Here is a 16,855-nt window from a genome sequence, read left to right on the forward strand (position 1 = left end):
CGCCGTGTGAGGCTCGATCTGCGTCGTGGTCATTTGAGAAGGAGCCGTGGTAGCGGATGTACGCCAGCCCTGCAGAGCATTCCCTGCCGTGGATCCTGCCCGGAACCGGCTCACCCGCCCGGCGGGCGCGCATCATCCGGGACCTCCTGTCGACCGGGGACCACGCCCCGCCACGGGAGGTGGCGCACGCCCTGGCGCGGCTCGCCGTCGAGCGCGGTTCCCGGACCTCCCGTACGGCCGTCGTCGCCGACGCGCACGACGACCCGGCCGCGACCCTGGACGCGCTCGCCGCCGGCGGGGACACCCCCGCACCGGTGGTCGGCGAGCCGACCGACGACGACCGGGTGGCGTTCGTCTTCCCCGGTCAGGGCGCCCAGTGGGACGGCATGGCCGCGGAGCTGCTGGACACGTCACCGGCCTTCGCCCGACGCGTCGACGAATGCGCGCAGGCGATCGAGCCGTTCGTCGACTGGCCCGTCGGCGACGTGCTGCGCGGCCACGCGCCGGCCGACCTGCTCCGACGGACCGACGTCGTCCAACCCTCGCTGTACGCCGTCACCCTCGGCCTGGTCGAGGCCTGGCGGGCGGTCGGCGTCGAGGCGTCCGCGGTCATCGGGCACAGCATCGGCGAGGTGCCCGCCGCCGTCGTCGCCGGCGTGCTCGACCTCGACGACGGCGCCCGGGTCATGGCCCGCTGGAGCCAGGCCCAGCAGACCCTGGCCGGAGCGGGCGCGATGGTATCCGTCCTCGCGCCGCCCGATGCCGTCCGCCGGATGCTCGACCGCTGGGAGGGCCGCCTCGTCGTCGGCGTCGTCAACGGCCCCACCTCGGTCGTCGTCACCGGCGACGCCGACGCGGCGGACGAGTTCCGGCGGGCCTGCGACGAGCGGGGCATCCACGCCCGCACCGCCGCGGTCGCCCACGCCGCCCACTCGGCGCACATCGACCGCATCGTCCCCCGGATGACGGCGGACCTGGCCGGCATCCGTCCGCGTCCGGCCACGCTGCCCATGTTCACCGCCGCGCTCGGCGGACCGCTGGGCGCGACGCCCGCCGACGTCGACTACTGGTGCCGCTGCCTCCGCGAGGTCTCCCGCTTCGACCTGGCCACCGAGGCGGCCCTGGCCGCCGGCTACCAGCTCGCCCTGGAGGTCAGCCCGCATCCCGTACTCACCGCCGCGATGGTGCAGACCGCCGAGCGCGCGGACCGTCCGTTGGCCGCCGTCGGCTCGCTGCGCCGTGGCCAGGGCGGGCTCCGCCGGCTGACCACGTCCCTGGCCGAGCTGTGGGTGGCGGGCGGACCGCTGGATCCGGCGGCGGTCTACGGCGACGCCGCCGCCACCTTGCCCGCCGACCTCGGCCGACGGCTCTACGAGCGACCGGCCGGGGACACCGTGCCGGGGCCCTCGACCCTGGCTGCCGAACTGATCCTCCTGGACCGCGCCGAGCAGCGGGAACGCCTGGTCGACCTGATCCGCCACGAGTGCGCCGGGCTCGGCGTGGACACCTTCGCCGAGGACCGGACGTTCAGCCAGCTCGGCTTCGACTCCGTCACCGGCATGGCCGTACGCGACCGGGTGGTGGCGGCGACCGGACTACGGATCCCGGTCACCGCCATCTTCGACCACCCCAGCCCCGGCCGCCTCGCCGAGTTCCTGCACACCGAACTCGTCCCCGGCTGGGAGGACACCCCGGCCGACGGGGCCGCCCCGGAGCCGGCCGACGACGACCCCGTCGTCATCGTCGGCTGGGGCTGCCGCCTGCCCGGTGGAGTGACCGACCCCGAGGAGCTCTGGCCGCTGCTCGTCGAGGGTGCCGACCTGGTCGCCGAGTTCCCCACCGACCGGGGCTGGGACAGCGAGGCCGCCCACCACGAGCCGCCCACCGGGCCGGGCCGCTACTACCAGCGGGAAGCCGGCTTCCTCTACGACGCCGCCCTGTTCGACGCGGACTTCTTCGGCATCTCCCCGCGCGAGGCGCTGGCGATGGACCCGCAGCAGCGCCTGCTGCTCGAGACCACCTGGGAGACGATCGAACGGGCGGGCATCGACGCCACCACCCTGCGCGGCAGCCGGACCGGGGTGTTCGTCGGCGCCATGGGCATGGAGTACGGCCCCCGGCTCGACGAGGGCTCCGGACACGAGGGCTTCGCCTTCACCGGCAACACCATCAGCGTCATCGCCGGCCGCATCTCCTACACGTTCGGGTTCGAGGGTCCGGCGGTGACCGTCGACACGGCGTGCTCGTCGTCGCTGGTCGCCCTGCACCTGGCCGTACAGGCGGTACGACGGGGCGAATGCCCGCTGGCGGTGGCCGGCGGCGTGACCGTGATGCCCAGCCTCGGCATGTTCATCGAGTTCAGCACCCACGGCAACCTCGCACCGGACGGGCGGTGCAAGTCGTTCGCCGCGGCCGCGGACGGGTTCGGCCTGTCGGAAGGTGCCGGCGTGCTGCTGGTGGAGCGGCTGTCGGACGCCCGGCGCAACGGTCACCGGGTGCTGGCCGTGGTGCGGGGCTCGGCCGTCAACCAGGACGGCGCGTCGAACGGGCTGACCGCCCCGAACGGCCCCGCCCAGCAGCGGGTGATCCGTCAGGCGCTCGCCTCGGCGGGCCTGTCGGCGGCGGACGTGGACGTGGTGGAGGCCCACGGGACCGGAACCCGGCTCGGCGACCCGATCGAGGCGCAGGCCGTCCTGGCGACGTACGGGCAGGATCGTGACCGGCCGCTGCTGCTGGGGTCGATCAAGTCGAACATCGGCCACACGCAGGCGGCCGCGGGCGTCGCCGGGGTGATCAAAATGGTCCTGGCGATGCGCCACGGTGTGGTGCCCCGGTCGCTGCACGTCGACGCGCCGAGCCCACAGGTGGACTGGTCGGCCGGTGCGGTGGAACTGGCGGCGCGCACCGGTGACTGGCCGCGGGTGGACCGTCCCCGTCGCGCCGGAGTCTCGTCCTTCGGGGTCAGCGGTACCAACGCGCACGTCGTCCTGGAGCAGGCGCCGCGGACCGTGGCGGAGCCGGCCGTCGAGGTCGACACCGACGGTCCGACGGTGTGGACCGTCTCGGCACGATCGGCCGGCGCGCTGCGGGCACAGGTCGGCCGGCTGGCCGCGTACGTCGAGCGGCGGCCGGAGGTGTCGGCGCAGGCCGTGGCGTCCGGGCTCGCCGCGCGGGCGGTGCTGCCCCACCGGGCGGTCGGGGTCGGCGTCTCGGTCCCGGACCTGCTGGCGAGCCTGCGGGCCGCACCGCAGCCGGCCGCCACGGGCGAGGCGACCGTGGGGTGGCTGTTCCCGGGTCAGGGGTCGCAGCGACCGGGAATGGGGCTGGGCCTGGCGGCGCGCTTTCCGGTCTTCGCGCAGGAGTTCGCGCGGGTGTGCGGCCTGCTCGACGAGTTCCTGCCGCGACCGTTGCGTACGGTGGTCGCCGAGGGTGGCCCGCTGCTGGACCGGACCCGGTATGCCCAGCCGGGTCTGTTCGCGGTGCAGGTGGCGCAGGTGGCGCTGCTGCGTTCGTTCGGCATGCGGCCACGGGTGCTGGTCGGGCACTCCGTCGGGGAGTACGCCGCGGCGGTCACCGCCGGGATCCTGGACCTGGCGGACGCGTGCCGCATGGTGGCGGCGCGGGCGGCCCTGATGGACGCGCTGCCCACCGGTGGGGCGATGCTCGCCGTGCAGGCCGGCGAGTCGGCCGTGGCGGGCCTGGGGCTGGACGTGGCGGCGGTCAACGGCCCGGACCAGGTGGTGCTGTCCGGCACGGAGGCCGCGGTCGACGCCGCCGCGGAGCGGTTGACGGCGGCCGGGGTACGGGTACGCCGGCTACGGGTCTCGCACGCGTTCCACTCCGGGTTGATGGAACCCGTGCTCGCCGACTTCGCCCAGGTGGCCGCATCGGTGGAGTACCGGCCCGCACGGGTGCCGATGGTGTCCAGTCTGGACGTCGGCGCGGAACTGACCGAGCCGGACTACTGGGTGCGTCAGATCCGGCACACCGTCCGGTTCGCCGACGCGTTGGCCGCGGTGGACAGCGGTACGTGTGTGGAGGTGGGGCCGGACGCGACGTTGACGGCGATGCTCCCCGACCGCCGGGTGGTGCCGGTGTCGCGCCGGGACGCCGACGAGGTGGTCACCTGGCTGACCGCCCTGGGCACCCTGCACACCGCCGGGGTGACGGTGGACTGGACACCGGTGTCGCCCGCCGTGACGGCACCCGACGACCTGCCGACGTACGCGTTCCAACGGCAACACTTCTGGCTGCCGCCGCGACCCGTCACGGCGGCGGCCCCGGACGGCGACAGCGGGTTCTGGGAGGCCGTGGAGCGCGGCGAGATACCCCTCGACGAGAACCTCGCCCCCCTGCTGCCGGCCTTCACCGCCTGGCGGCACCGGCAGCGGGAGGAAGCCGAACTGCGCCGCTGGTGCTACCGCGAGACGTGGACCAGCGTGCCGCGGCTCGACCGCACCCGACGCTCCGGCCGCTGGCTGGTGGTCACCGACGACCGCGACCCCGACGCCTGGGGCGGCCTCGCGGCCAGCGCGCTGACCGCCACCGGTGCCGACGTCACCACCCTGACGGTGGAGCCCGGGTCGCCGCCGGACCCGATCGGGGACGACTACGACGGGATTCTCGCGCTGTGCGACCTCGGCGGCGAGGACGACCCGGCCGCCGCCGTGCCCGCCGGCCTCACCACCGTACTGACGCTGCTCCAGGCCCTCCCGGACGCGACGCCCGGTCGCCTGTGGGTCGGCACCACCGGCGCCGGTGAGCGCCCTGCCGCCGCGGCCACCTGGGGCTTCGGGCGGGTGGCAGCCCTCGAACACCCCACCCGGTGGGGTGGCCTCGTCGACCTTCCCGCCGCCGGCCGGGCCGCCGCCGACCGCCTCGTCGACGTGCTGCTCTCCGACAGCGGCGAGGACCAGGTCGCCATCCGGACCGGCGGCGTCCTGGCCCGCCGGCTGGAGCGGCTGCCGCAGACCGGGCACGCCGCCGACGACACGCCGTGGACCCCGCACGGCACGGTACTGGTCACCGGGGGGACCGGTGCGCTCGGAGCGGCCGTCGCCCGATGGCTGGCGCAGCGCGGCGCGGACCACGTCGTCCTGCTCAGCCGGCGCGGCCCGGACGCGCCCGGTGCCGCCGACCTCATCCGGGACCTGCGGGAGCACGGCTGCGACGTCACCGTCCTCGCCTGCGACGTCGCCGACCGGAGCCAGGTCGCCGACGCGCTGCGCACCGTCGGCGCGGTCACCGCGGTGTTCCACACCGCGGGGGTCCTCGACGACGGAGTGATCGAATCGTTGTCGCCGTCCCGCTTCGAGACCGTCCTGGCAGCCAAGGCGCACTCGGCACGCCTGATCGACGAGCTGACCCGGGACCACCCGCTGACCGCGTTCGTGCTCTTCTCCTCGGTCGCCGGCACCATCGGCACCCCCGGTCAGGCCAACTACGCCGCCGCCAACGCGTACCTGCACGCCCTCGGCCGCTTGATGCGCCGGGCCGGACGCCCGGCGGTGGTGATCTCGTGGGGTCCGTGGGCGGGCGCGGGCATGGCCGACGGCGTACGCGAACTCCGCCGCACCGGCTACACGGCGCTGCCACCACACCGGGCACTGGCGGCGCTCGGCCACGTCCTCGACCGCGGCGAGACGTCGGTGACGATCGCCGACATCGACTGGGAGAGGTTCCCGGCCGCCTTCACCGCCAGCAGGCCCAGCCCGTTGCTGAGCACCCTGGCCACCGCCGCGCCGCCGGCACCGGACCGGCGACCGGTCGCCGAACTCGGCAGACTCGCCCCGGCGGCCCGCCGGGCACGCCTCACCGCCCTCGTCGGCGAGCACACCGCGCTCGTGCTCGGCGAGACCGACCCGAGCCGGATCGACCTGGAACGGGCTTTCAGGGACCTCGGCTTCACCTCGCTGAGCGCCGTCGAACTCCGCAACCAGTTGGCGACGGCCGTTGGTGAAACCCTCTCCGCGACCCTGGTCTTCGACTATCCGTCGCCTGTGGTGCTGGCTGGTCATCTGGATGAGCTGTTGTTCGGTGGTGCGGCTGTGGCTGCGGCTGTGGCTGTGGGTGTGGGTTCGGGTTCGGGTTCGGGGGTGGTGGAGGGGGATCCGGTGGTGATCGTGGGTATGGCGTGTCGGTATCCGGGGGGTGTGTGGTCGCCGGAGGATTTGTGGGATCTGGTGGTGGGGGAGCGGGATGCGGTGGGTGGTTTTCCGGTGGATCGGGGTTGGGATCTGGGTGGGTTGTTTGATGCGGATCCGGATCGGGTGGGGACGAGTTATGCGCGTGAGGGTGGGTTTTTGTATGGGGCTGGGGATTTTGATGCGGGGTTTTTTGGTGTTTCGCCGCGTGAGGCGTTGGCGATGGATCCGCAGCAGCGGTTGTTGTTGGAGGTGTCGTGGGAGGTGTTGGAGCGGGCGGGTATCGATCCGCTGTCACTGCGCGGTAGCCGCACCGGGGTGTTCGTCGGCAGCAACGGCCAGGACTACCGCCCGGCCGACGCGAACGTTCCTCCCGAGGTGGAGGGTCACCTGCTGACCGGAAATGCCGCCAGCGTGGTCTCCGGTCGGGTGTCGTACACGTTTGGTTTTGAGGGTCCGGCGGTGACGGTGGATACGGCGTGTTCGTCGTCGTTGGTGGCGTTGCATTTGGCGGTGCAGTCGTTGCGGTTGGGTGAGTGTGATCTGGCGCTGGCGGGTGGGGTGACGGTGATGGCGACGCCGGGGGTGTTTGTGGAGTTTTCGCGGCAGCGGGGGTTGGCGGTGGATGGGCGGTGTAAGTCGTTTGCGGCGGGGGCGGATGGGACGGGGTGGTCTGAGGGGGTGGGGGTGGTGTTGGTGGAGCGGTTGTCGGTGGCGCGGGAGCGTGGGCATCGGGTGTTGGCGGTGGTGCGGGGTTCGGCGGTGAATCAGGATGGTGCGTCGAATGGGTTGACGGCGCCGAATGGTCCGTCGCAGCAGCGGGTTATCCGGCAGGCGCTGGCGTCGGCGGGGTTGTCTGCGGTGGATGTGGATGTGGTGGAGGGGCATGGGACGGGGACGCGGTTGGGGGATCCGATTGAGGCGCAGGCGGTGTTGGGGGTGTATGGGCAGGGTCGGGTGCGGCCGTTGTTGTTGGGGTCGGTGAAGTCGAACCTCGGTCATACGCAGGCGGCGGCGGGTGTGGCTGGTGTGATCAAGATGGTGTTGGCGATGCGGCATGGTGTGGTGCCGAGGTCGCTGCACGTTGACGCGCCGACCCCGCAGGTGGACTGGTCCGCCGGTGCGGTGGAGTTGGCGGCGGTGAGGACGGAGTGGCCGGGGACGGGCCGGCCGCGTCGGGCCGGGGTGTCGTCGTTCGGGGTGAGTGGCACGAACGCGCACGTGATCCTGGAACAGGCACCGGATCCGGAGTGGGTGCCGGTGCCGTCGAATCCGGGTTCCGCTTCTGGCTCGGATTCTAGTTTCGGCTCGGTTTCTGTTTCTTCTCCTTCTTTCTCTGCTGCTGGTTCTGGTTCTGTTGTGGCATTGTCGGATTCGGATTCGGATTCGGATTCGGATTCGGGTGTGCTTTGTGGGGATGTTGTTGTGCCTGCGGGTACTGATGTCGCCTGCGTTGCTGATGCGGATCGTCCGGTGGTGTGGTTGGTGTCGGGGCGTTCGTGGGAGGGGTTGGTGGGGCAGGTGGAGCGGTTGGAGGGTTTTGTGTCGGGGGGTGGTTCGGGTGTGGGGGTGGGTTCGGTGGCGGTGGGTTTGTGGGGTCGGGCGTTGTTGCCGTTTAGGGCGGTGGGGGTGGGTGGTTCGGTAGAGGAACTGTTGGATAGTCTGCGGGGTTCGTTGGTTTCGGGTTCTGGTTCGTTGGTTGCGGGTTCGGGTTCTTCGGGTTCTGCTTCGTTTTCTGGTTCTGGTTCTGCTTCGTCTTTGTCTTCTGTTTCGTCTTCTGGTGTGGTGTTTGTGTTTCCGGGTCAGGGGTGGCAGTGGGAGGGGATGGCGTGTCGGTTGTTGGTGGAGTCGGGGGTGTTTGCGGAGTCGATGGGGGAGTGTGATCGGGTTTTGCGGGGGTGGGTGGGGTGTTCGGTGGTGGGGGTGTTGTTGTCGGGTGGGGTGGTGGGTGGTGATGTGCGGGTGGTGCAGCCGTTGATGTGGGCGGTGATGGTGTCGTTGGCGCGGGTGTGGGGGTCGTTGGGGGTGGTTCCGGTGGGGGTGGTGGGTCATTCGCAGGGTGAGGTGGCGGCGGCGGTGGTGGCGGGGGTGTTGTCGTTGGAGGAGGGTGCGCGGGTGGTGGCGGTGCGGGCGGGTGTGGTGGGGGAGTTTTTGTCGGGTGGTGGTGGGGGGATGTTGTCGGTGTGGTTGTCGGTGGAGGAGGTGCGGTTGCGGTTGGTGGGTGTTTCGGGGGTGTCGGTGGCGGCGGTGAATGGTCCGGGGTTGTGTGTGGTGTCGGGGGATCGTGGGGTGTTGGGGTCGGTGGATTGGGGTGGGGCGCGGGTGCGGTGGGTGGATGTGGATTATGCGTCGCATTCGGTGGGGGTGGATGTGGTGGAGGGGGTGTTGCGGGAGCGTTTGGGTGTGGTGGGTTTTCGGTCGGGTGTGGTGCCGTGGTATTCGACGGTGAGGGGTGGGTTGGTGGATGGTGGGGGTTTGGATGGTGGGTATTGGTTTGAGAATTTGCGGGGGGAGGTGTGTTTTGAGGCGGCGGTGCGGGCGGCGGTGGGTGATGGGGTGCGTGGGTTTGTGGAGGTGTCGGGTCATCCGGTGTTGTTGGCGGGGGTGGTGGATGTGGTGCCGGGGGGTGTGGTGACGGGGACGCTACGTCGTGGTGAAGGTGGCATGAAAGATGTGTTGCGGGCGGCGGGTGTGTTGCATGTGGCGGGGGTGGCGGTGGATTGGGGTTCGGTGATGCCGGTGGGGGTGCCGCCTGCTGAGGTGCCGACGTATGCGTTTCAGCGGGAGCGTTTCTGGCTGGACGGTGATACCGGAGACAACGGCAGTGGCAGTGGTAGTGGTGGTGGTGGGGTGGTGCGGTTGGGTGATGGTGGTGTGGTGGTGTCGGAAAGGATTTCGGTGGGGGTGGGTTCGTGGTGGGGGGATCATGTGGTGAATGGGGTGGTGTTGGTGCCGGGGGCGCAGTTTGTGGAGTGGGTGGTTGGTGCGGGGGATGTGGTGGGGTTGTCGGTGGTGCGGGAGTTGATGGTGCAGGTGCCGTTGGTGTTGGAGGGGTCGGGGTTTGTTGAGGTGCAGACGGTGGTGGGTGGAGACGGCCGGGTAGCGGTGTACTCCCGCGGTGACGGTGATGATTCGTGGGTGTGTCACGCGACGGGTTTGTTGGCTGAACATGCCGATGTGAATATGCCAGGTGTTGTGGATGTCTCGGGGGGCGGTTCCGCTGTGGCCCCGGTGCTGTGGGGGGCGGGTGCGGTGTGGCCGCCGGTGGGCGCGGTTGCGGTGTCTGTCGACAGTTTTTATGAGGGGTTGGCGGTTCGGGGCTATGAGTATGGTCCGGTGTTTCGGGGTGTGCGAGCGGTGTGGGTGGACGGTGGTGAGGTCTTCGCTGAGGTGGAGTTGCCGGTATCGGAGCATGAGGGTGTCGGGCGGCTGGTGATCCATCCGGCGCTGTTGGACGCGGCGTTGCACCCGGCGGTGGTCGTAGGCGGGGGGGCTGGTGACGGCGGACCGGTGGTGTTGCCGTTTGCATGGCAGGACGTGGTGGTGCATGCGACGGGTGCGACAGCGGCACGGGTGTGGATGCGGGTTGATGGTGATCGGTTGTCGGTGGTTTTGACCGATGGTGGTGGTGGGTTGGTGGCGACGGTGGGGTCGTTGGTGCTGCGGCCGATGTCGGATCAGCTGCCGGTCAGGGCGGCACGGGATCTTTACACCGTCGACTGGATCGACACCGGCCAGCTTAGCCAACCTACCCAGATCGACCACACCGGCCAGGTGAGTGATACCGGCCAGCTTGGTCATGTTGACCAGCTCGGCCAGGTGAGTGGTACCGGCCATGGTGGCAAACTCAGCCAGGTCGGGGAGGCGAGCCAGGTCGGCCATGCCGGCCAGGAAAGCCAGTTCGGTGCGGTCGACCTCGGTGGGGTGGCGGCCGGGTTGCCGGTGTGGGATTGCGCGGGTGTTGGTCTGGCTGATGTTTTGGTCGGGGTGCAGGAGCGGTTGGTTGCTGATGAGCGGCGGTGGTTGGTGTTGGTGGCGGGTGGTCGGTCTGTTCCGGATGCGGCGGCGGTGTGGGGTTTGTTGGCGTCGGCGCAGACGGAGCATCCGGGCCGGCTGGTGCTGGTCGATGCGGCGGATCCGGTGGTGGCGCGGGCGGCGGTGGGGGTGTGTGGTGAGCCGCAGCTTTGGGTGGATGACGACGGTCGTGTCCGGGTGCCGAGGTTGGTGCGGGCCGTGCCGCCTGAGGGCGGGCGACGGTCGGACTTGAGTGCCGGTCCGGTGTTGGTCACGGGTGGTACTGGCACGTTGGGTGGTTTGTTGGCGCGGCATTTGGTGGGTGAGTACGGGGTGGACGATCTGGTGTTGGTGTCGCGGCGTGGTCCGGATGCGCCGGGTGCTGAGGCGTTGACCCGGGATCTGCCGGGGGTGCGGGTGGTGGCGTGTGATGTGGCTGATCGGGTGGCGTTGGCGGCGTTGCTCGATGAGGTTGGGCCGCGGGTGGTGATCCACGCGGCGGGAGTCTTGGATGACGCCACGATCGGCAATCTGACGCCGGAGCGGTTGGAGGTGGTCTTTGCTGCGAAGGCCCGCAGTGCGTACCTGTTGCATGAGTTGACCCGCGATCGGCAGCTCGATGCGTTGGTGTTCTTCTCCTCGGCCGCTGGTGTGTTCGGGTCGGCGGGTCAGGCCAACTATGCGGCGGCGAACGCCTACCTCGACGCCCTGGCCCGGCAACGGCGGGCACAGGGACTACCCGCGCAGTCACTCGCCTGGGGCCTCTGGGACAGCGAAAGCGCGATGACCGGCTCGGCCGATCGCGAGCGCCTGGAGCGGTCCCGGGTAATGCCGATCGGTGACGAACTCGGGCTGCGGCTGTTCGACGCCGCACTCCGGGTGGACGCTCCCGTGGTGATGCCGGCGCGCTTGCGCCTGACCGGTTCGGCAGAGGTGCCCCCGCTGCTGTCACAGCTGGTCACGGTGATGCGTCCCATGGCCGCGACTGGCGAGGGGGACGCCACCTGGGCCCGCCGCCTCGCCGTCCTTGACGTGGAGCACCGCCGTGCCGACATCCTGCGGCTGGTGTGCGGACAGGCAGCTGCGGTTCTCGGCTTCCGAGACGAGGGACGGATAGAGCCCCGCTCGGCCTTCCGGGACATGGGCTTCGATTCCCTGACTGCTGTAGACCTGCGCAATCGTGTCGCTGCGCAGTTGGACGTACGGCTGCCGGCCACGCTGGTGTTCGATTTTCCGTCGCCTGTGGCGCTGGCCGCCCACCTCGACGAGCTGATGTTCGGTGCGCCGCAGCCCCCGGAGGTGCCCGCGACGACGACCGCGACACAGGAGGACCCGATCGTCGTCGTCGCGATGGCGTGCCGGTTCCCCGGCGGTGTGTCCTCACCCGAGGATCTGTGGCAGCTGCTCACGGACGGCGCCGACGCGATCGGTGATCTGCCCACCGACCGGGGCTGGGACCTGGCCTCGCTCTACGACCCGACCGGAGAGAAGCCGGGGACCGCCTACACCCGACACGGCGGGTTCCTGTACGACGCTGCGGATTTCGATGCTGATCTGTTTGGTGTTTCGCCGCGTGAGGCGTTGGCGATGGATCCGCAGCAGCGGTTGTTGTTGGAGGTGTCGTGGGAGGTGTTGGAGCGGGCGGGTTTGGATCCGTTGTCGTTGCGGGGGAGTCGGACGGGTGTGTTCGCGGGGTTGATGTATCACGATTACGGGTCGCGGGTGCGGTCGGTTCCGCCGGAGTTGGAGGGTTATTTCACGAACGGTAATGCGGGGAGTGTGGCGTCGGGTCGGGTGTCGTACACGTTTGGTTTTGAGGGTCCGGCGGTGACGGTGGACACGGCGTGTTCGTCGTCGTTGGTGGCGTTGCACCTGGCGGCGCAGTCCCTGCGGGCCGGGGAATGCGACATGGCACTCGCCGGCGGGGTATCGATCATGGCGACGCCCAGCGTCCTTGTGGAGTTCTCCCGGCAGCGTGGGTTGGCCGCTGACGGCCGGTGCAAGTCTTTCGCGGCCGCCGCCGACGGCGCGGGTTTCTCCGAGGGTATCGGTCTGGTGCTGCTGGAGCGGTTGTCGGTGGCGCGGGAGCGTGGGCATCGGGTGTTGGCGGTGGTGCGGGGTTCGGCGGTGAATCAGGATGGTGCGTCGAATGGGTTGACGGCGCCGAATGGTCCGTCGCAGCAGCGGGTGATCCGGCAGGCGCTGGCGTCGGCGGGGTTGTCTGCGGTGGATGTGGATGTGGTGGAGGGGCATGGGACGGGGACGCGGTTGGGGGATCCGATTGAGGCGCAGGCGGTGTTGGGGGTGTATGGGCAGGGTCGGGTGTGGCCGTTGTTGTTGGGGTCGGTGAAGTCGAATATTGGTCATACGCAGGCGGCGGCGGGTGTGGCTGGTGTGATCAAGATGGTGTTGGCGATGCGGCATGGTGTGGTGCCCCGGTCGCTGCACGTTGACGCGCCGACCCCGCAGGTGGACTGGTCCGCCGGTGCGGTGGAGTTGGCGGCGGTGAGGACGGAGTGGCCGGGGACGGGTCGGCCGCGTCGGGCCGGGGTGTCGTCGTTCGGGGTGAGTGGCACGAATGCGCACGTGATCCTGGAGCAGGCACCGGATCCGGAGTGGGTGGTGGGGCCGTCGGATTCGGACTCGGATTTGGTTGCTGGTTCGGTTGTGGTTTCTGGGGATGTTGTGCTGCCTGCGGGTGCCGCTGCTGGCAGTGGTAGTGGTGCGGTTGGTCCGGTGGTGTGGTTGGTGTCGGGGCGTTCGTGGGAGGGGTTGGTGGGGCAGGTGGAGCGGTTGGAGGGTTTTGTGTCGGGGGGTGGTTCGGGTGTGGGGGTGGGTTCGGTGGCGGTGGGTTTGTGGGGTCGGGCGTTGTTGCCGTTTAGGGCGGTGGGGGTGGGTGGTTCGGTGGAGGAACTGTTGGAGGGTTTGCGGGGTTCGTTGGCTTCGGGTTCTGGTTCGTTGGTTGCGGGTTCGGGTTCTTCGGGTTCTTCGTCTTCGTCTTCTGCTTTGTCTTCGTCTTCTGGTTCGTTTTCTGGTTCTGGTTTGGATTCGCGGGCTGGTTCTGTTTCGTCTGGTTTTGGTTCGCGGGCTGGTTCGGGTGGTTTGGGTTCTGGTGTGGTGTTTGTGTTTCCGGGTCAGGGGTGGCAGTGGGAGGGGATGGCGTGTCGGTTGTTGGTGGAGTCGGGGGTGTTTGCGGAGTCGATGGGGGAGTGTGATCGGGTTTTGCGGGGGTGGGTGGGGTGTTCGGTGGTGGGGGTGTTGTTGTCGGGTGGGGTGGTGGGTGGTGATGTGCGGGTGGTGCAGCCGTTGATGTGGGCGGTGATGGTGTCGTTGGCGCGGGTGTGGGGGTCGTTGGGGGTGGTTCCGGTGGGGGTGGTGGGTCATTCGCAGGGTGAGGTGGCGGCGGCGGTGGTGGCGGGGGTGTTGTCGTTGGAGGAGGGTGCGCGGGTGGTGGCGGTGCGGGCGGGTGTGGTGGGGGAGTTTTTGTCGGGTGGTGGTGGGGGGATGTTGTCGGTGTGGTTGTCGGTGGAGGAGGTGCGGTTGCGGTTGGTGGGTGTTTCGGGGGTGTCGGTGGCGGCGGTGAATGGTCCGGGGTTGTGTGTGGTGTCGGGGGATCGTGGGGTGTTGGGGTCGGTGGATTGGGGTGGGGCGCGGGTGCGGTGGGTGGATGTGGATTATGCGTCGCATTCGGTGGGGGTGGATGTGGTGGAGGGGGTGTTGCGGGAGCGTTTGGGTGTGGTGGGTTTTCGGTCGGGTGTGGTGCCGTGGTATTCGACGGTGAGGGGTGGGTTGGTGGATGGTGGGGGTTTGGATGGTGGGTATTGGTTTGAGAATTTGCGGGGGGAGGTGTGTTTTGAGGCGGCGGTGCGGGCGGCGGTGGGTGATGGGGTGCGTGGGTTTGTGGAGGTGTCGGGTCATCCGGTGTTGTTGGCGGGGGTGGTGGATGTGGTGCCGGGGGGTGTGGTGACGGGGACGCTACGTCGTGGTGAAGGTGGCATGAAAGATGTGTTGCGGGCGGCGGGTGTGTTGCATGTGGCGGGGGTGGCGGTGGATTGGGGTTCGGTGATGCCGGTGGGGGTGCCGCCTGCTGAGGTGCCGACGTATGCGTTTCAGCGGGAGCGTTTCTGGCTGGACGGCAGCATCGGAAACAACGACAGCGGTGGTGGTGGGGTGGTGCGGTTGGGTGATGGTGGTGTGGTGGTGTCGGAAAGGATTTCGGTGGGGGTGGGTTCGTGGTGGGGGGATCATGTGGTGAACGGAACGGTCCTGGTGCCGGGAACGCAGTTTGTGGAGTGGGTGGTTGGTGCGGGGGATGTGGTGGGGTTGTCGGTGGTGCGGGAGTTGATGGTGCAGGTGCCGTTGGTGTTGGAGGGGTCGGGTTTTGTTGAGGTGCAGACGGTGGTGGGTGCTGATGGTCGGGTGGGGGTGTATTCCCGGAACGGGGATGGTGGTGGTGGGGATTGGGTGTGCCACGCGACGGGGTTGGTCGTGGAGAACACCGATGTGAATGTGAATGTGGATGAGGTGTGGCCGCCGGTGGGGGCGGTTCCGGTTTCGGTGGAGGGTTTCTACGAGCATCTGGCCGGTGTGGGTTTGCAGTACGGCCCGGTGTTCCAGGGGTTGCGGGCGGCGTGGCGGGTTGGTGCGGAGCTGGTCGCCGAGGTGGCTCTGGACGATGTGGGTCGTGCGGAGGCGGACCGTTTCGGGGTGCATCCGGCGTTGTTGGATGCCGCGTTGCACCTCGCGGCGTTGCACGAGCCCGATGGCCCGGCGGAGCCGCTGCTGCCGTTCGCGTGGCAGGACGTCACCGTGCACGCCACGGGCGCGACAGAAGCGCGGGTGTGGATGCGTGTCGACGGCGACGACGTGTCGGTGACCCTGACCGACATGGACGGAGCACCGGTGGTCACGGTGGGTTCGTTGGTGTTGCGGGCACTACCGAACCGGCTGCCGGTCAATGCGGCACGGGATCTTTACACCATCGACTGGGTGGATGCCGGTCGGCTCGGCCAGGTCGGCCACGCCGGCCAGGTCGGTGCGGCCAGCCCCGGTACGGGGGAGGCCGAGCTGCCGGTGTGGGACTGCGCCGATGTCGATCTTTCGGCTGCTCTGGTGGGGGTGCAGGAGCGGTTGGTCGCTGACGGGCGGCGGTGGTTGGTTCTGGTTCCGGGTGGTCAGGTGAGCCCGGATGCGGCGGCGGTGTGGGGCTTGTTGGCGTCGGCGCAGATCGAGCACCCTGACCGGTTGGTGTTGGTCGACGCGGTGGATCCGGTGGTGGCGCGGGCGGCGGTGGCGTTGTGCGGGGAGCCGCAGCTACGGGTGGATGACGACGGTGTTGTGCGGGTGCCCCGGTTGGTGCGAGCCAGCGTGACCGAGGGCGGGCAACAACCGGACTTGAGTGCGGGTCCGGTGTTGATCACTGGTGGTACCGGCACGTTGGGGGGTCTGCTTGCCCGGCATCTGGTGCATGAGTACGGCGTGGACGACCTGGTGTTGGTCTCGCGGCGTGGTCCGGACGCTCCGGGTGCCGACGGGTTGGTGCGGGATCTGCCGCAGGTGCGGGTGGTGGCGTGTGATGTGACGGATCGGGAGGCGTTGGCGGCGTTGCTCGACGAGGTCCGGCCTGGTGTGGTGATTCACGCGGCGGGGCTCCTGGACGACGCGACGGTGGGCAACCTGACGGTGGCTCAGCTTGATGCGGTGTTCAGGACCAAGGCTGTCGCCGCACGGCACCTGCATGAGTTGACCGACGGGTCGTGTGCGTTGGTGTTTTTCTCGTCCGCGTCGGGGGTGTTCGGTGCGGCGGGGCAGGCCAACTACGCGGCGGCGAACGCCTACCTCGACGCCTTGGCTCGCCAGCGGTGGGCGCAGGGGCTGCCCGCCCAGTCGCTCGCCTGGGGCCTCTGGGAGACCGCCAGCACCATGACCGCGGCCCTCGACACGACCAGGGCGTACCAGGGTGTCCGGCCGATGTCCGACCAGCATGCCCTGGCACTGTTCGACGCGGCCCTGCGTACCGACCAGCCCGCTCTCGTGACGGCCACCCTCGACCTGCGACCGCAGGCCGACCCGTCGCCGCTGCTGCGATCGTTGCTGCCGCCCGCCCGACGGACGGCCGCCGCCGACGCGCCGGACCGGGCCGCGGCGATGCGGGCGCGACTGGCCGGTCGGGACGCCGACGGTCAGCTCTCCGGCCTGCTCGATCTGGTCCGCGGGGAGACCGCTCAGGTGCTGGGACACTCCTCGCTGTCGAGCATCGGCGCCGGTCGGCCGTTCAAGGATCTGGGCTTCGACTCGCTCACCGCGGTCGAGCTGCGTAACCGCCTCAGGACGGTGACCGACCTGAGCCTGCCGGCGACCCTGGTGTTCGACCACCCGACGCCCGCCGCCCTGGCGGGGCACCTGCGCACGGAACTGTTCGGTTCCGTTACTCGACCGTCCATTGTGGATCAACTCGCTGAGCTTGAGAGCACCGTGGCCGCGGTGGTCGGCGGCAGCGAAGAAGAGCTCGACGCGGAGCTGTGCGACGACATCACCGTACGGCTCAAGGCACTGACCGCGATGTGGGGCGACCTGCGACGACGGGACGACGGCACGGACATCGGCGGGCGGTTGGACGACGCCAGCGACGACGAGATCTTCCAGTTCATCGACAGCAAATTCGGCGACTCCTGACGGCCATGGCCCGCCCTCGCAGA

1 protein-coding gene is annotated in these 16,855 nt (G+C 69.7%); it reads left to right on the forward strand.

Annotated elements, in window-relative coordinates:
• Window positions 1-56: 56 nt before the first annotated feature.
• Complete coding sequence (locus O7612_RS12095) at window positions 57-16,832, forward strand: type I polyketide synthase (protein WP_282273150.1); 16,776 nt, start codon at window positions 57-59, stop codon at window positions 16,830-16,832.
• The last annotated feature ends 23 nt before the right edge of the window (window positions 16,833-16,855 follow it).

Origin of the sequence: Micromonospora sp. WMMD987 (assembly GCF_029581435.1) — a bacterium.
Classification (GTDB): Bacteria; Actinomycetota; Actinomycetes; order Mycobacteriales; family Micromonosporaceae; genus Micromonospora; species Micromonospora rifamycinica.